This window comes from Candidatus Ozemobacteraceae bacterium (assembly GCA_035373905.1).
Taxonomy (GTDB): Bacteria; Muiribacteriota; Ozemobacteria; order Ozemobacterales; family Ozemobacteraceae; genus MWAR01.
Window position 1 is genome coordinate 1 of the sequence record DAOSOK010000034.1, and the last position, 16,655, is coordinate 16,655.

General features: G+C 60.4%; 13 protein-coding genes. 8 read left to right on the forward strand and 5 right to left on the reverse strand.

What is annotated here, in order from left to right:
- Nucleotides 1-83 precede the first annotated feature (83 nt).
- The 4 genes from PLU72_15535 to PLU72_15550 all read right to left on the reverse strand — a co-directional run bounded on the left by PLU72_15535 (nt 84) and on the right by PLU72_15550 (nt 4,015).
- A complete protein-coding gene (locus PLU72_15535; GenBank protein HOT29586.1) occupies nt 84-1,571 on the reverse strand; it encodes a sigma 54-interacting transcriptional regulator in 1,488 nt (495 codons plus the stop codon).
- A 12-nt stretch (nt 1,572-1,583) separates the two neighbouring features.
- Nucleotides 1,584-2,513: a zinc ribbon domain-containing protein gene (locus PLU72_15540; GenBank protein ID HOT29587.1), complete on the reverse strand. Its 930-nt coding sequence runs from the start codon at nt 2,511-2,513 to the stop codon at nt 1,584-1,586.
- Between the two features lie 72 nt (nt 2,514-2,585).
- Nucleotides 2,586-3,440, reverse strand: coding sequence for a hypothetical protein (locus tag PLU72_15545; GenBank protein ID HOT29588.1), 855 nt, complete (start codon nt 3,438-3,440; stop codon nt 2,586-2,588).
- Nucleotides 3,441-3,571: 131 nt separating this feature from the next.
- Nucleotides 3,572-4,015 (reverse strand): hypothetical protein, encoded by a 444-nt coding sequence (locus PLU72_15550; GenBank protein HOT29589.1) that lies wholly within the window; start codon nt 4,013-4,015, stop codon nt 3,572-3,574.
- A gap of 199 nt (nt 4,016-4,214) precedes the next feature.
- On the opposite strand from PLU72_15550, the gene PLU72_15555 reads away from it, so the two are divergent.
- On the forward strand, nt 4,215-5,795 hold the full coding sequence (locus tag PLU72_15555; protein ID HOT29590.1) for a mechanosensitive ion channel: 1,581 nt from the start codon (nt 4,215-4,217) through the stop codon (nt 5,793-5,795).
- A gap of 81 nt (nt 5,796-5,876) precedes the next feature.
- Nucleotides 5,877-6,194 (forward strand): YkgJ family cysteine cluster protein, encoded by a 318-nt coding sequence (locus PLU72_15560; GenBank protein ID HOT29591.1) that lies wholly within the window; start codon nt 5,877-5,879, stop codon nt 6,192-6,194.
- 80 nt (nt 6,195-6,274) lie between these two features.
- On the opposite strand, the gene pyk is transcribed toward PLU72_15560, so the two are convergent.
- On the reverse strand, nt 6,275-7,684 hold the full coding sequence (gene pyk / locus PLU72_15565) for a pyruvate kinase (GenBank protein HOT29592.1): 1,410 nt from the start codon (nt 7,682-7,684) through the stop codon (nt 6,275-6,277).
- 152 nt (nt 7,685-7,836) lie between these two features.
- On the opposite strand from pyk, the gene PLU72_15570 reads away from it, so the two are divergent.
- The 6 genes from PLU72_15570 to rny all read left to right on the forward strand — a co-directional run bounded on the left by PLU72_15570 (nt 7,837) and on the right by rny (nt 16,562).
- Nucleotides 7,837-9,465: a tetratricopeptide repeat protein gene (locus tag PLU72_15570; protein ID HOT29593.1), complete on the forward strand. Its 1,629-nt coding sequence runs from the start codon at nt 7,837-7,839 to the stop codon at nt 9,463-9,465.
- A gap of 2 nt (nt 9,466-9,467) precedes the next feature.
- Nucleotides 9,468-10,172 (forward strand): polyphenol oxidase family protein, encoded by a 705-nt coding sequence (locus PLU72_15575; protein ID HOT29594.1) that lies wholly within the window; start codon nt 9,468-9,470, stop codon nt 10,170-10,172.
- 41 nt (nt 10,173-10,213) lie between these two features.
- Nucleotides 10,214-10,951 carry a pyridoxine 5'-phosphate synthase gene (locus PLU72_15580; protein HOT29595.1) on the forward strand — a complete coding sequence of 246 codons (738 nt, stop codon included), beginning with the start codon at nt 10,214-10,216 and terminating at the stop codon, nt 10,949-10,951.
- 120 nt (nt 10,952-11,071) lie between these two features.
- Nucleotides 11,072-13,012 carry a hypothetical protein gene (locus tag PLU72_15585; GenBank protein HOT29596.1) on the forward strand — a complete coding sequence of 647 codons (1,941 nt, stop codon included), beginning with the start codon at nt 11,072-11,074 and terminating at the stop codon, nt 13,010-13,012.
- A gap of 147 nt (nt 13,013-13,159) precedes the next feature.
- Nucleotides 13,160-14,854: a peptidyl-prolyl cis-trans isomerase gene (locus PLU72_15590; GenBank protein HOT29597.1), complete on the forward strand. Its 1,695-nt coding sequence runs from the start codon at nt 13,160-13,162 to the stop codon at nt 14,852-14,854.
- A gap of 157 nt (nt 14,855-15,011) precedes the next feature.
- Nucleotides 15,012-16,562 (forward strand): ribonuclease Y, encoded by a 1,551-nt coding sequence (gene rny / locus PLU72_15595; GenBank protein ID HOT29598.1) that lies wholly within the window; start codon nt 15,012-15,014, stop codon nt 16,560-16,562.
- The last annotated feature ends 93 nt before the right edge of the window (nt 16,563-16,655 follow it).

The window sequence follows — 16,655 nt, forward strand, 5'->3', positions numbered from 1 at the left end:
ACCCAAATTCAACATCTACGTTAACACCCCCAACTGAACATACAAGACGAGTCGTTTATTGAGCAGGATTACGCCGGTCAGGGTTACGACTCTTCGTCGTCACCGTCTGTATCGATGCCGCGGTCGATGCCGAGGAGTTTCATCTTCCGCTGGAGGGTGCGCCGGGAGATTCGGAGCACTTTCGCGGTCATGGATACGTTCCGACCGTTATTCTCCAGCGCCTGCGTGATGATGATGCGCTCCGCCGCCATCAACTGATCCTCGAGACTGCCGGCGACCGGAAGTCCCTGGCCAGCCGCATCCGGGCCGCAGGGGCGGTCGGCGAGATTGGACGGCAGATGGGCCGGCATGACCACCTTGTCGGCGAGGACCACGGCCCGTTTGAGGACGTTTTCGAGCTCGCGGATGTTGCCGGGCCAGGAATATCCGAAGAGCAACCGGCGGGCCGACGCGTCGATGGTGGGCTGGGCTTTCCCGTTTTCGCGGGCGAACTTGTCGAGAAAGTAGTCGATCAGCAGCGGCAGGTCGCCCTGGCGCTCGCGCAGGGGCGGAAGCGTGATCGTCATCTCGTTGATGCGGTAATACAGGTCGTGGCGGAATCGTCCTTCGCGCACCAGGGCCGGAAGATCGCGGTTGCAGGCGGCGATGACCCGGATATCGATGTCGATGGGTTTCACGCCGCCCACCCTTCGGATCTTCCGCTCCTGCAATACGCGCAACAGCTTGACCTGCGTGTGAAGCGAGGTTTCCGAGATCTCGTCAAGGAAGATCGTTCCGCGGTTGGCGATTTCGAAATATCCCGTTTTCTGGCCGACCGCGCCGGTGAAGGCGCCCTTTTCGTAGCCGAACAACTCGCTCTCGATGATCGAGTCGGGAAGGGCCCCGCAGTTGACGGCGATGAACGGTTCGTTTGCCCGAGGCGAATTCATGTGAATCGCGTGGGCGACGAGTTCCTTGCCGGTCCCGCTTTCCCCTTGGATAAGAACCGAGAGGGTGCTCGAACTGATGCGCTCGACGCAGGAAAAGATCGACTGCATCTTTTCCGACCGGCCGATCATGCCGGTGAAGACGGCTCCGGATTCTGGCGATGCTGCCTTTTCCGCACCTCCCGAGCCGGCTCCGCTCACCTCGTAGACGTTGACCGGGGAAAACTCGAAAATGACCTTGCTGGAGATCTTTTGCACCCAATGCGGGAGCACGCTGGCCAGTTCCTGGATCTCGGCGTCGCGCATGCCGAGCCGACGGCCTTCCTTCCAGATCAGGGCGGTCAGGTCTTCGGGACTCATATCGAGGAGATCCTCGATGTTTTTCTCCATCAACCGGTTCAGAACGTTCAGCCAGCCGATGTATCGTTGTTGCGTCGGCTCGGTTCGCGCTTCGGCCAGACCGATGTCGCTCAGCAGGCGTTCCCGCATCGAGGGCGGCATGGCGATGCCGAAATTGACTTCCTGTTTCTTCGGAAGTCCGCACTTCCAGTGCTCGAACAGCCTGTCCAGTTCCTTGACGTCGCGAGGCGCGATATCGGAAAAGAACTGCGTCGCGATATCTTTCAGCCGCCGGGCGTCGTCCATCGATGACCGGCCTCAGTGCGTTCCGGCGGCGGCAGGCTGGGCTGCGGGCTCTTCGACGGCCGGCATGTCGGGCGAGATGACGGGAACATCCGGAGTCGTCGCAGCCGCAGGAGCCTGCGCCGGCGCCGAAGCAACGGCGGTGGCCGGCTTCCGAACCGCCGGAATGACGTCTTTCTTCACCGGGGTCAGGAGGTTCGCCGGAATCTGGCGTTTGAATTTTCTGAGGAAATGGATCGCCGTCTTGTTGCCCGGCTCGGCTTCGAGAGCCTTCATATACGCATCGGCGGCGGCTGCGTTGTCCTTCGCCTCGCTCTTCATCCGGCCGACCCACTGCCATGCCTCGGCATTCGCCGGATTGGCAGCCGTCGCGGCCTCGAACTTGGCGAGAGCCATCTCCTTGTTCCCCTGGCTGTAGAACAGATACCCCCATTTTCGGAGGGCTTCGGAGAGGAACACGGTGATGATCGATTTCTTCTTCGTATCCGGGAATTGCCGGAGATACTCCTGCCAGGCCACGGCTTCCTTCGCCGGGAAGTCCATCTGCTGGTAGATGCGGGCACGGCGGAACAGGAGCTTGGCGGCTTTCGACGGATCTTTTTCGAGCAGATAATCGATCGACTGCAGTTCGCGATCCAGCTGGGCGCGTTCGGACTGGCCAAGGCGCAGTTCGTTGCGGGTTTCCTCGTCGATTCGCCCGAGAACGCGCATTTCGGCCAGAGGTTCGGCGCAATCCTCACCTTCGCAGAAATCGGCGCTGACAGGGTTCAGGGTGCCGCATTTGAGGCATTTGTTCAGGGCGTAACCGCATTTTTTACACGTAATGTCCGTCAGTTCGGCGAGCGTTCCGCACTGAGGACAGATTACCCGGATGGCAGAAGACGGAAGAGCCGTCAGAAGCATTACAGCCAGCAGCAGGATCGTCGATACGATGGAAAAACGCATGTTTGCCCTCCAGATAGTGTTGTCGCCCTCATGCGGGAATGCTCCGCATCATAGTGGTGCTTTGGCCGCCTGTCAACCGATCCGGTCGACGTAGAAGTCCCAGAAACGCTGATCGGATGCCGGCGGGGCGCCCGAAATGTCACCGGCTTTCTCGCTGATCATCAGTCTGCCGGGGTGAAGCTCGTCGAGCACCGCGATGACCGGTTGCACTGCCTCGGCGTCGGAGTCGCTTTTCCCGCGCCTGAAGACGTGCCACTCCCGCCCGTCGTGGCAAGCGAGATACTCGTTGCCTCTGGCCGCGATACGCCAGAATTTCGGCGCCCGGTAATGGAACTGCTGATACTGGGCCGCGAGAAACGCTCTCGTGAGGATGAACCTGAGGGGAAGAGGCGACCCGAGAAACGACTGCCAGCCTTCCCGGATGAGAGCGTCACCGTCGCCGTGAACCTCTTCACGGGTTTCGACGCCGTTGTCGGACGTCACTTCGGCAGGGTTCGTCCAGAAATAGCATCGATCGGGTTTCAGCCCGATACTGCTCAGATCCTGGCGTACGTCTTCCGAGTCGGCGAACAGCTCAAGTCCGTGCCATTCACGTCGGCGGGCTTCCTGGCACAGACCGTCGAACATTTTTCTCGCCACGGCAGGCTGCCTGAAGTCCGGGTGGATGCGCCATCGGGGGACGCTGCCCACGCCGCTGCATTTCTGGATCAGATCCGCATACCCGAAAATCATCCGTTCGCAACTCAAAACCCAGGATGACCCCGGGGAACGGCCGACGATTTTCTGGTGCATGCGGCAGGTGGCTTCGTCGTCGAACCAGCCACCTTCCAGCTGCTCGAAACAGCGATGCATGTCCACCAGCGAAGAGGCGTCTTCCTCGTAGGAAATAGCCCTGAACTCGAACCGACGTATGAGATCCATCATCATGCGCCCATACTAGCGGAAACCCCTCGTCCGTTCAAGGGTTCCCGCTTCCTTTCAAACCTCATCCTTCAAACGTCGAACATCAAAAAACCGCTTCCGAAGAATCCTTCGGAAGCGGTTGATCTGATGTTCGCTTACTTCTTGCAGCTGCTCTTGCAGACCTTGCGGAAGTGACCCTTGGTGTGGGAACCGTCGCTGTTGTAGTGACCCTTCACGAAGGTCTTGCACTTCTTGCCGGTGACGGCCTTCTTCACGGCGACGCCCGCATCCATGACCTTGTTTTGGGCCGCGTCGAACGCCTTGGTGCCGGCCTTCTTGCCATTCTCGAAGCCTTTCTTGAAGGCATCGCCAACTTTCTTGAAGAAGCCGGGTTTCTGATGGCACCCGCCCTGGTGCTGGCCGCACTGGTCGCTCTGACCGGACTGACCGCTCTGACCGACTTGCCCCGCCTGGCCGCTCTGGTCGTGCTGTCCGCACTGGCCGGACTGGCCGCTCTGGCTGGAATTGCCGGCGAAAGCGACGGGGGCGATGGTGAGGGCGCCGATGACCAGGGCCGAAAGGATCAGGTTCTTCTTCACGATGAGATTCCTCCTGTTAATTTTTTCGTTGTGCTGATGTTGAACTTCGGAACTTGATGTGCCTAATCAAAGCAATTCATGTACCAGGTTCAGCCTTCACATAAATCGGCAATCTACCGATAGTTTGACAGCAAAAACGTTCCGGCATGTCAAAAAACCGGCATGACGGGTGATGAAAAATCAGCCGCACGGAGGCGAAATGAACTGGTTGCGACAATCGATGAGCGGTTTGATGGATGACAGCCTCGCGGCTATCGTTGTCGGGCTTGTCGTCTTGCTTGTTGGGGAACTGACCTGGAATGGTCTTCTCAGGAGAATGATGAAATATTCTCCCGATGGGAAGGGATTGCTGGCCAAGCTGGCCGGCGCCGTCCGGTGGCCGGGGCATCTCCTCATCGGCCTTCTGGCGGTCGATAGTGGTTTGCACCTGTCGCCGTTGTTCAAAAGTCGAACAGCCTGGATATCGACATGTGAGCTTCTGCTGCAATTGAACGCCGTCCTTCTGATCGGCGAAGCGCTGTTTGCGGCCGGCATCGGCTATTACCTCCGGGAACGACGCGCCACGGAAGTGCCGAGTATCTTCGAACAACTGGTGAAGGTCGTTGCCTACGTGATCGTCGGCCTTTCGATCCTCTCGACGGCCTACCGGGTCGATATCACCCCGCTGCTGACGACGTCGGCCGTCTTCACCATGGTGATCGGCCTTGCCCTTCAGGATGTGCTCGGAAACCTGTTCTCGGGACTCTCCGTTCACTTCTCGCCCCCGTTCAAGATCGGTGACTGGATCAAGGTGGCCGGCTACATGGGGAAAGTCGTCGAATCGAACTGGCGCGCCACGACGATCCGCATGACGACGCGTGACCTGATCACCCTTCCGAACAACGACATCGCCAAGAAGGAAATTCACAATCTCATGCTCCGGCCGGGGTTGCTGTATCGCGATTTCACGATCGGCCTCGCCTATGAAGCATCGCCCGACCAGGTCAGGAAATCGCTGATCGGGGCGTGTTCGCAGGTAGGCGGCATCCTGAAGTCCCCGCCCCCGCAGATCTTCATGGAACAGTTCGGGGACTTTTCCATCTCGTACCGCATCCGATACTGGATCAGCGATGCCGACTACCCGCCGACGATCCAGGACCAGCTGCTCTCGAGAATCTGGTATCGCCTCAAACGCGACGGAATAACGATTCCCTTCCCGATCCGCGAAGTGTACACGCACCCGGAAAAGGATCTCGCAGGCGAGATGATCGAGCGGAGACTCGGGTTGATCCAGAACGTCGATTTCCTCGCCGATCTGGAACGAACGGACAAGTCGTTTATCGCGGAACATATCAGGGAACAATGGTATGAAAGCGGGGAAGAGATCGTCCGCAAGGGCGATGCCGGAACGGATTTCTACATCATCGACCGTGGGGCCGTCGGCGTGTATCTCGGGGAAAAATCCGGGAAGAGTGTCGCAACGTTGCGGCATGGGGATTTCTTCGGGGAGATGTCCCTGATGACGGGAGAACCGAGATCCGCCACGATCGTGGCCGAAGAGGAAACCCTGCTACTGACCCTGACTCGCGAGACGATGAGCCATTTATTGCACGAAAACGCCGCCGTGGCGAAGCGTCTGAGCGAGTCGCTCGCCGAGCGGATGGCCTACAACAAGGAAGCGGGAGCCAGAGTCGCGCAGGAAACGGCGGACGGCCCGGCAAGGGAACGGTTGAAACGGAGCGCCGAAGAGGCGAGCGTCGAGATCTTCGACCGGATCAAGCGGTTTTTCCGGCTCTCCTGATCGTTTGACGAGCGGGGCTGGAAAAAGTATAATTCACGACATCCGTCGGTTGCGACGGGCATTCCGGAGTTGGAGCATTGTATGACGAGGCTGTACAAGAAGTTCATCACGTCCTTCACGATGCAGGTGAAACGGCGATATCTCATGCTTCTGAAAAAGGACGCGGTGGCCGACGGCCTGAGACGGCGCCGGGGCGAGTGCAAGGGGTGCGGCGAGTGCTGCAAGGCCTCCTTCAACTGCCCGTTCCTGTATAGGCACGGCGAAATGCTTCTCTGCCAGATTCACGAGACCAAGCCCGAAGTCTGCAAGACCTACCCCTTCAACGAGCAGGACGTCTTTCCCCACACGGTCGGCAAATGCGGCTACTACTTCGTGAAAGACGAAAACGAAGACAGATAATATCTACCGATATACAACGACGCCCGGCAGGCTCTTCTGCCGGGCGTCGTTCTCCTTCTTGTGTTTTACCCCTTCACTGGTCACCGGATACGGTGAACTTTGATCATGTTCGTGTTCCCCTTGACGCCGAGGGGGACGCCGGCGACGATCACGATCGTGTCGCCCGGTTTGGCCAGGCCTCGGTCGCGCACCGTCGTTTCGGCGCAGACGATCATGGCGTCGGTGTCGCGCAAATCCTCGATCAGGATCGAGCTGACCCCCCAGGAGAGCGAGAGACGCCGGCAGGTTTCCGGCTTCGGAGTGAGGGCGTAGATCGGGACGGACGGGTGGTATTTCGAAACGTTGCGGGCGGTATTCCCGCTGTGGGTGAACGGAACGATTGCCGTCGCGCCGATATCGACGGCGGATTCGCACGCGGCATGGGCTATAATGTCCTCTATATCATGCTTCACTTCGGGAAGGAGCGCTTCGGTGGTGTTCCTGGAGAGACGCTCGGCCTCTGCCGCGATCGCCGCCATCGTCCGGACGGCTTCGACCGGGTAGGCCCCGGCCGCCGTTTCGCCCGACAGCATGATCGCGTCCGTGCCGTCCATGACGGCGTTGAACACGTCGGTCGTCTCGGCCCGGGTCGGGCGGGGGTTGGACATCATCGACTCGAGCATCTGGGTCGCCGTGATGACCTCGATGCCGCGTCGCGTGCAGCGGGTGATGATGTGCTTCTGGATGGCCGGCACCTTCTCGATCGGCATCTCGACGCCCAGATCGCCTCGCGCGATCATGACTGCGTCGGTTTCGGCCAGGATCGCCTCGAGATCGTCGATCGCCTCGGGTTTTTCGATCTTCGAAACGACCCGGATGGGGGAAGGGCCGATCAGCTGCCGGAGCTCACGCAGATCCTCGCCGCGCCGGACGAACGAGAGGGCCACGAAGTCGAGTTCCTGGGCGATCATGAACTTCAGGTCTTCGCGGTCTTTCGCGGTGATCGTCTCGACAGACAACTTCGCCCCCGGCATGTTCATGCCCTTCTTCGTCTTGAGGACGCCGCCATCGACGACGGTGCAGGCGACGGCGTCCGGGCTCTTCGATGCGACGCGCAACGTGAGGTTGCCGTCGTCGAGCAGGATGGTGTCGCCGGGATTCAGGTCTTTGACGAGGTACGGATAGGAAGTCCCGATGCCGCTTTCCGAGCCGGGCATGTCGGGGTTCTGGCTCAGGGTGAACGTCTGCCCCGCCTGCAACGTGACCGAGCCGTTGGGAAACGTGCCGATGCGGATTTTCGGGCCGCAGAGATCGCCGAGAAGCCCGATATGCCTTCCGAGGCGTTTCGCTTCGCCACGCACGATCTCGATGAGTTGCCTGTGGCTGTCGTGCGAGCCGTGGGAAAAGTTCAGACGGAAAATGTTCACGCCGGCTTCGATAAGCTTGCCGATGATATCCGGAGACGACGAGGCCGGGCCGAGGGTTGCGACGATCTTCGTTCGCTTCTGCATGTTCAGTTCCTCCCACGTGGTGTCGGTTCGTCGCAAGCATAGCCGACGACGGACGCCCCTGCAAGCGGGGAGTTGGAACTTCCCTCTTCACGCTTTTCCCGAATCTGCCGATGAAGGCGGATGGGACAATATCATCCGCGGGAGGCGACGACATGAAAAGGCTGGGATTGGGGCTCATGCTGGCGTGGCTGTCGGCAGCGGCGCCCGGCGTCGCGCTCACGCTCGACACGCTGCCCAACTACCAGGATGCCGGGATGCGCCTGTACGTCAGCGGCACGCAGAAACTTCAGGAGCGTGACTACGTCGGTGCCGCCGATGACCTGCGCCAGGCCGTGCGCGCCCGCCCCGACATGGCCGAAGCGTTCCACAACCTCGGCTTCGCGCTCGAGAAGACCGGCGACATGAAAACCGCCGCCGCCGCCTACGAACGGGCGCTGGCGCTCAATCCGAACTACGCCTCGGCCCTGAACAACCTCGGCTTCCTGCTCGCGACGCTCGAAGCCGACGCCCAGCGCGCCATTCAGCTGTGCCAACGGGCCGTCGAACTCGAGCCCGACTCGGCGAACTTCCGCGACTCGCTCGGATGGGCCTGTTACAAAGCCGGCCGCCACGACGAGGCGATCAGGCACTTTCAGGCCGCTATCCGCATCGACGGGAACTTCTTCAAGTCCTATTTCAATCTCGGCCTGTGCGAATTCACCCGGAAAAACTATGCCGAGGCCGGCCGCAACTTCATCGCGGCCCTGAAGCTCAACCCCGGTTACATCCGGGCCTACCTCCCGCTCGCCGAGTGCTACGAACGAACCGGACAGAACAACAAGGCGATCAACGTCTACCAGCAGGCGCTCACCAAGACTCCCGACGGCTCTCCCGTGAAACGGCACGTCGAGCGCAAGCTCAAGCAGCTCAACAACAATAGCAGATCCTATTATTTCGCGAACGTCAAGTCGATCCAGGGAAGTTCGAAGCTGAACGAGTTTCTGCGGCGCAAGGGAAAAGGCGGCCGGCTCGGCGATTACGACGCGAAAACCGAAGCGATGGAGTCCTCGACGTCGTTCACGCCGGTCAGCGCAACCCCCGGTGCCGACACCCTGGCTGCCTTGCCCAGAGGTTCGGAGGTCGATTTCGGGACTTCCGCCATGGCATCCCGGGCCCCCGCGGTCCAGCGGGCCGCTCCTGCGCCGTCTTTCCGACAGAGCGCCCCGATGAGAACCGCAGAGTTGTCCGTGAACCAGGAACGCTCGCTCGAAAAGCGATACGCCCTGTGCCAGTCGTATCTCGACCGCGGCCTGATCAACGAAGCCGCGGCCGAACTCGAAAAAATCGTTTCCGTCGCCGGCGACTCCGGCATCGGTCGCCAGGCGCGAAGTCTGCTTCTGAAAGCGCGGAAGGAACTCGATGAGAAGAATCTCGAGTCCGCCCGGACCCACCTCGACATGGGGAAGGATTTCTTCCGTGCCGGGAAATACGACATGGCAGAGAGCGAGTTTCGTAAGACTCTCGAACTCCATCCCGAAAACGCCGAGGCGATCAAGGACCTCGCCCTCCTTCATTACAACCAGGGCCGCCTGAGGGACGCCTACGAGGAGTGCAAGCGGGCGATCGCTCTCGACCGCGGCCTGAAGGAAGCTTACATCGTGCTTGGTTCCCTGTATTCGAAGAAGGGGCGCGTCGACGATGCGGTCAGAACGCTGAAGCGCGTTCGCGAGGTTTCGATGAAGCGCGATGCCGTCGACGATCTCGCCGAGCGGATGATCGCCTCGCTGACGGCCGGTTCCTGACCATGCACCTCATCGAGGACGGCGGCGTTCTTGCCGCTTTCTCCGAGCGTTCCGACGGAGACCTGGGGTTTTACCGGCAGGCTCCCGATGTCGCGGAAAAGGCCTGGCAGGCGCTTCCGGTCGTTCGCGACCGCGGTCTGTCCGCTCCGTTCTGGGCGACACAGGTTCATGGAACGTCCGTTCACGGCGTGGGCGCCGGGGCGATGCCGGGAAACCAGGGCGACGGGGACGCTCTCATGACCGCCGAACGCGGGGTTGCAATCGGCGTGTTCACGGCCGACTGCCTCCCCGTGCTGATCTGGAGCGATAAAGCCGTGGCGGCCGTTCACGCGGGCTGGAAAGGCGCGCGCAGCGACATCGTGGGGCATACGATCGACCTGCTTGCCGAGCGGTTCGGCGTGGCTCCCGCATCGTTGCATGTCGCGATGGGCCCCTGCATCGGCAATTGCTGTCTCGAACTCGGCGACGAGGTTCCGCCGTCGTTTCGAGAGGCGGATGAGGGCTATCTGGGTTTCTTCACTCGCGGAGTCAGGTGGCATCTGGATCTGCGCGGGTTGAACGTGGCCCAGTGCCTGCGCCGGGGCGTGTCCCTTGGCCGGATCAGGCATGTGAACGACTGCACGCTGTGTCTGCCGGGAACGTATTTTTCCTATCGCGGTCAGAAGGGCCGCCAGGGGAGCCTCTTCTCGTTCGTGATGCGTTCGTAGGAAGAAGCGATAACGATCAGAACCATGTCCGGAGGAATGCGATGATAAAGCTTGGAGTCAATATCGATCACGTTGCCACCATCCGCCAGGCGCGGCTGGGGCGTGAACCCGACCCCGTCGGGGCTGCTGCCCTTGCCGAACTGGCGGGCGCGGACGGCATTACGGTTCATCTGCGCGAAGATCGGCGCCACATCCAGGACCGGGACGCGAAAATTCTTCGCCAGACCGTCCGGACGCGACTCAACCTCGAGATGGCCGTGAACGAGGAGATCGTCAGGTTTGCGACGGAACTCAAGCCCGACATGGCGACGCTCGTTCCCGAACGGCGACTGGAAGTGACGACCGAAGGCGGCCTCGACGTGGCCGGACACTTCGACCTCGTGAAATCCGCCGTCGAGCGGCTACAGAAAGTCGGCATCACCGTGAGCCTGTTCGTCGATCCGAACGAGGCGCAGGTCGAGGCGTCGGCGAAAACCGGGGCGACGTTTGTCGAACTCCATACCGGGCGATATGCGGATGCGATGAGCGAAGCCGAACACGAGGGCGAACGACAGAAGCTGTACGACATGGCGGCACGGGCGAAAAAGCTTGGGCTTCGCGTCAACGCCGGTCACGGCATCACCTACTGGAACGTTCATGACCTAGTAGGCATGCCGGGACTCGAGGAGTTCAACATCGGTCACAGCATCATTTCCCGCGCCGTTCTCGTCGGTCTCGGGAGGGCCGTTTCCGACATGAAGCATGCGATTCGCGAGGCGGAGCTTCCTGACCGGACTTGACGCCGCCCCCGTTCATTTTGTGCGGAAACTGTTAATTCTTCGTCCCCGGCTGCCGATGAATCATCCGTAGTATTTGCCAAGCTGTGCAGGAAAAAGGAGAACCCTATGCTGAGAACGGTGATGTCAGCACGATACAGACGGAGCTTCATGGCCGGCGTCATGCTGATGATGATGTTCACCCTGTTTGGGTGCACCACCGGCGTCAAGAAGGATCCGGGACTCACCGATTACGAGGCCCCGACGATTCCTCAGAACGTCGTTGGAATCGGCAAGGAAAAGGCCGTTTTGCTCACCTGGAGCTCGAACACCGAAGCTGATCTGGTCGGATACCAGATTTATCGGTCGACGAACTCGGGCGGGCCGTTCACATTCATTGCCACGGTCGGAAAACTCGCGGCACCGACGTATCTGGACAACGACAACCAGAACGGCCTGGTGAACGACCAGTATTACTATTACAAGATTTCCGCGTTCGACACGCAGGGCAAGGAGTCCGACCTGTCGAAGACCAACGCCATTCAGGCCCGTGCCGGTCTTCCCGTCGAGGAACGGCCGCCCCGCGTGGTCAACATCAAGGTTCGTTCCAGCCGTGACAGCGTCTACATCGCCTGGGACAAGGTGACCGGCGCCCGGATCAAGGGCTACAATATCTATCGCGGCCTCTCGACCAGCGCGGGCGGCGTGCAGTGGGTATCGTCGGTTCCCCAGGACACTCCCGGCTTCATCGACACCTCGGTTGTGAAAACGTCCGCCGAACAGTACACGTACGTGATCCGCTCGTTCAACGAGCAGTATACCGAAAGCGAAAACTCGGATCCGGTCCAGGTCACCTTGCGCTCGGGCGACGACACGATTCCCCAGGCGCCTTACGACGTGGCTGTCAGCAATGACACCGACCCGGTGATCTCGTTCCACAAGCCGATGTTCAACCAGAACGGCACCCCGATTTTCGAAGGGAACAACCCGACGCTCGACATGGACGCCTACCTCATCTTCCGGGCGAACCAGAACGACCGCCTTTTCTCGCTGATCGGCATCGTCGAGGACAACGGCTCGGCGAATCTGACACAGACCTTCAAGGACATCAACGGAACCCCCTACAATCTCTTCGCGGTTCGGGCGATCGACCGCAACGGCATGATCAGCGACATGAGCTCGATCGTGACCCAGTCTTCCGACGCCGACATTCCCGCGGTTCCGTCGGGAGTGAAAGCCTGGTCGTCGACCAGCACCGAGGCCGGCATCAAACTGGCCTGGAGCGCCTCGAAAAATGCCGTGAGCTATAATATTTACTTCTCGACCGTCGCCGACGGTGGCTATACGCGCTTCGTGACGGGCCAGCCCCAGTGGACCGAGACTTCGGCCTACGTCATCAACACCTATCCGAGCAGTTTCATGCAGAATCCCGAGAAGAAGGGGCAGAAGCTCGAGTTCGGCGTCCCCTACTTCTTCAAGATCTCCGCGGTGAGCTCGTCCGGCAAGGAAAGCGAGTTGAGCAATTACGTGAAGGCGTATCCGGGCGGTCTGTGGGTCGGCCTCCTCGAGGGCGAGGACACGCTCTGGGAGTTCGATAACAACGGCACAGCCGGGACGATTGCCAATAGCTACCTTGTCTTCAACTCGAAGGATTACACCCATATCGATTACTACTCGGGCGCCGGCGTGGCGCTTCTCCTGGCCGACACGGTCGGGACGCAGGGAAACGGCGACGAGTATATGTTCGGGAACACCAGCCTTTTCTCGACCCTGTATTACAAGTTGCCGTCTCCGACCAGCGGTTCCTATCGATATAACGTCTACGCCTATATCTATCCGCATACCACCGGCGGGAACTGGCGGATCCAGATCCGAGAGAACGGCGTTCTCACGACCTCGCTTCTCGAAAAGGACGTCAGCGGGTATTCTTCGATCAACAAGGGAAGAACCCAGATCGCCCTCGGGCAGATCATCCTCAACTCCGGTGTCGAAGGGGTCGCCATCAGGATGACGGCGATCAATGCCGGCGCCGGCGGCGGCGCCAACCTGTTCTTCGACGGCCTGGTGTTCGTGCGCGTGCCCTGACCTCGACGTTCGATCGCTCAACCATCGCCCCGATCCGGTTCGCCGGACCGGGGCGATTCTGTGCGTGCCGGGGAAGACAGGCGCATTGCATTTGCCTGGAGGGGCGTGTATACTTTTCCGTCGTTCAAATTTTTTCGGGAGGCACTCATGTCATCGCATGACAGGCGCTTCGGCGCCTTTGTTCTGTTTTTTGTCGCCCTGTTCGGATTCGCGGGATCTCTCGATGCCGCCGAACCCGGTTCCGTCGCTCCGGTCCCTGCGGCTGCCGCTCCTGCCGCCGGCGCGCCCGGCGATGTCCTCGCCACGATCGGCTCCTACACCATTACCCGCGAAGAATACAACCGCGAGTTCGAGCAGTTCATGAACTCCGTGAATCCGCAGGTCAAGGCCCATTTCGAAACCGCCGACGGACGCAAGCAGTTCCTCAAACAACTGGTCGAGATCACGCTCATCGAGCGAGAAGCCGAGAAACTCGGCATTGCCGATCGGCCCGAGTTGAAGGGGGACATCGAGGACGCCGCCGTCAACATGCTTTCCCAGTATTACATCCGCGGACTTCTCGATAAAATCGATGTTCCGGCCGCCGATATCGAAAAGTTTTACAAAGAACACAAGGATCAGTTCGTCGATCCGACCAAGTTCCATCTGCACCAGATCAGCGTCGCTGATGAAGCGGCTGCGAAGAAGCTGAAAGGCGACATCGACGGCGGCAAGTCGTTCGCCGACATCGCGAAGGCTTCCTCCACCGATGCCTCCAAGGACAGCGGCGGCGATCGCGGCTTCATCACCCTCGGTGAGGTTTCCCCCGTCATCGCCCAGTCTCTCGCGACGATGAAGGAAAACCAGCTTTCCGACCCCGTCCGGGGTGACGACGGCAACTGGCTCCTCGTGAAGTATTCGGAGAAGCAGGACGGCCAGGCCAGGCCGCTGAGCGATGTCTCGAGCCAGATCAAGCGCGAACTCACCGATTCCAAAAGACGTGAAACCTACGAGGCCCGCCTCGGAGAAATGGAAAAGGAATTCAAGCTTGTCGTGGCATCCGATGGCGTGGCGGTCCTTCGTCAGGATGAAATGAAGCCGGCCGACCTCGAGAAGACCCTTTGCACGATCGGCGACGAGGCGATCAAGGTTTCCGCGATAGCTCCCGATCTCGAGCGCATTCCGCCGTTCATCCGCCCCCAACTTCTTGAGGGGGACGGGCTCAACGATTTCGTCAAGCAGTTCTGCTACCGTGAACTCGTGAAACGGTACGTCCAGAAAAACCGTGCCGAGCTTGAAAAACAGTATCCCGAAGCCATTCGGAACGCGAAGCGCCGTGTCTCTCTCGATGCGCTCCTGAAAGATCAGGTTGCCGGCAAGATCAGCGTTACCGATGACGAGGTCAAGGGCTTCTACGAGAAGAACCTCGCGCAGTTCTCAACGCCCGAGCAGTCCCGCGCCCACCACATCCTCGTCGATGCCGAGGAGAAGGCCAAAAACATCATCGATCAGCTTGCGAAGGGCGCAAAGTTCGAAGACATCGCCGGCGCCGAGTCAAAATGCCCGTCTGGCAAGGAAGGCGGAGACCTCGGCTTTTTCGGCAAGGGCCAGATGGTCCCCGAGTTTGACGAGGCCGTGAACAAGGCCGAAATCGGCAAGATCGTCGGGCCGGTCAAGACCCAGTTCGGCTGGCACGTCATCCGCGTCGACGAGCGACGCCCTGCCGGCTCCCGCCCCCTCGAGGAAGTGAAAGAGCAGATCCGTAACCAGTTGCTTCCCGAAAAGCAGAAGACGGCCCTCGAGCAGTATGTCGCCGACCTGAAAAAGGCGCATCCCATCCAGGAATTCGCCGACAAGCTGTAATTCACACCGTGCAGTCCGATCCTGCGGGGAGCCGGATTGTTCAAGAAACAAAACCGTACACGGCTGAAATCGAATGATTGATCAGATCGCAAGGAGCGGGTTGAAACTGTCGCCCGCTTCAACAACCAAAGATTCAGGAGGTTCTCGAAGACCTGCCATGTCAAATGCCATAACGTATGTCATCTTGACGGTGGTGGCGGGCTTCGTGGGATATCTCATTTCCGGCATGATGCGCCGCCGCCAGGACGAAGATCTTCTGGCGAAAGCGCAGGCGGACGGAAAGAAGATTCTCGACGACGCCAAGATCGCCGCGCAGACCGAACTCGAACAGGCTCAGAAACGGGCCAGGGAAATCAAAGAAAAGGAGCTTCTTCTCCGGAAAAACACCGAAAAGGAAGCGAAAAAGCGCAAGCACGAGCTCGACAAGATCGAGGCCCAGCTTCTCGGCAAGATGGAGAAGGTCGACGCCAAGGCCGATCTGCTCGAGAAGCGCAGCGACGAGTTCCGACAGCGGGAACAGGCGCTCGAAATCCAGCGCCAGGAGATCGACAAGCTGCTCGAGGCCCAGCGCCGCGAACTCGAGCGGGTCGCAGGGCTCAGCCCCGAGCAGGCGCGCGAGCAGTTGCTGAAGAAGGTCGAGGAAGACCTGCAATACGACATCGCCGTCAAGATCAAGGATGCCGAACAACGGATCAAGGAAACGGCCGACAAGAAGTCTCGTGAAGTTATAGCCACTGCTATACAGCGGTGCGCGACCGACCATACCGTTGACCCGATCGTCTCGGTCGTCGAGCTGCCGAGCGAAGAGATGAAAGGCCGCATCATCGGCCGCGAAGGCCGCAACATCCGCACCTTCGAGAACATCACCGGTGTCGACGTCATCATCGACGACACCCCCGAAGCCGTCGTCCTCTCGGGCTTCGACCCGATCAAGCGGGAAACGGCGCGCGTCACTCTCGAGATGCTCACGCTCGACGGCCGCATCCATCCGGCGAAGATCGAGGAGATGTACGAGAAGGCGAAGAAGGAGATCCAGCTCCGGATCAAGGAAGCCGGTGAGCAGGCGATGCTCGCGCTCGGCATTCCCGCCCTGCATCCCGAGTTGGTCGAGATCGTCGGCCGCCTGAACTACCGCACCTCGTACGGCCAGAACGTGCTTCAGCATTCGATCGAAGTGGCGCACCTGGCCAGCAACCTGGCCGCCGAGATCGGCGCGAACATCCCGCTCGCGAAGCGCGCCGGCCTGCTCCACGACATCGGCAAGGTCATCGAGAGCGACGAGGGAAACCACGCCTCGCTCGGAGCCGACTTCGCGCGCAAATTCCAGGAGTCGCCCAAAGTCGTCAATGCGATCGGCGCGCACCACGAGGACCAGCCGTTCGAGTCCGTCGAGGCCGTTCTCGTCGCCGCCGCCGACGCCATCTCGGCCTCCCGCCGCGGCGCCCGGAACGAGTCGCTCGATGCCTACGTCAAGCGGCTCGAGAACCTCGAGGCGATCGCAAAGGGCTTCGACGGCGTCAGCTCGGCATACGCCATCCAGGCCGGCCGCGAAATCCGCATCATCGTCAACCCCGAGCGGGTCGACGACGGTGCGGCGCCCAAACTGTGCCGGGACATCACGAAGAAGATCGAGAGCGATCTCGAATATCCCGGACAGGTCAAAGTGGTCCTCATCCGCGAGGTGCGCACCGTGGAAGTCGCGCACTGACGGGGATTGCGTCATCGTCCGGCGCCGGGAAGCGGAGATCCGTTCCCCGGCGCCGTTTTCTTTCGACGAGACTCGGCGTGGGCAGGCGGGCCG

Bases quoted from the DNA above. Each gene is read 5' to 3' on its own strand.
- rny (HOT29598.1), top strand. From the start codon at position 15,012: ATGTCAAATGCCATAACGTATGTCATCTTGACGGTGGTGGCGGGCTTC.
- PLU72_15535 (HOT29586.1), bottom strand. From the start codon at position 1,571: ATGGACGACGCCCGGCGGCTGAAAGATATCGCGACGCAGTTCTTTTCC.
- PLU72_15585 (HOT29596.1), top strand. From the start codon at position 11,072: ATGTCAGCACGATACAGACGGAGCTTCATGGCCGGCGTCATGCTGATG.
- PLU72_15560 (HOT29591.1), top strand. From the start codon at position 5,877: ATGACGAGGCTGTACAAGAAGTTCATCACGTCCTTCACGATGCAGGTG.
- pyk (HOT29592.1), bottom strand. From the start codon at position 7,684: ATGCAGAAGCGAACGAAGATCGTCGCAACCCTCGGCCCGGCCTCGTCG.
- PLU72_15555 (HOT29590.1), top strand. From the start codon at position 4,215: ATGAACTGGTTGCGACAATCGATGAGCGGTTTGATGGATGACAGCCTC.
- PLU72_15575 (HOT29594.1), top strand. From the start codon at position 9,468: ATGCACCTCATCGAGGACGGCGGCGTTCTTGCCGCTTTCTCCGAGCGT.
- PLU72_15580 (HOT29595.1), top strand. From the start codon at position 10,214: ATGATAAAGCTTGGAGTCAATATCGATCACGTTGCCACCATCCGCCAG.
- PLU72_15590 (HOT29597.1), top strand. From the start codon at position 13,160: ATGTCATCGCATGACAGGCGCTTCGGCGCCTTTGTTCTGTTTTTTGTC.
- PLU72_15545 (HOT29588.1), bottom strand. From the start codon at position 3,440: ATGATGATGGATCTCATACGTCGGTTCGAGTTCAGGGCTATTTCCTAC.
- PLU72_15570 (HOT29593.1), top strand. From the start codon at position 7,837: ATGAAAAGGCTGGGATTGGGGCTCATGCTGGCGTGGCTGTCGGCAGCG.
- PLU72_15540 (HOT29587.1), bottom strand. From the start codon at position 2,513: ATGCGTTTTTCCATCGTATCGACGATCCTGCTGCTGGCTGTAATGCTT.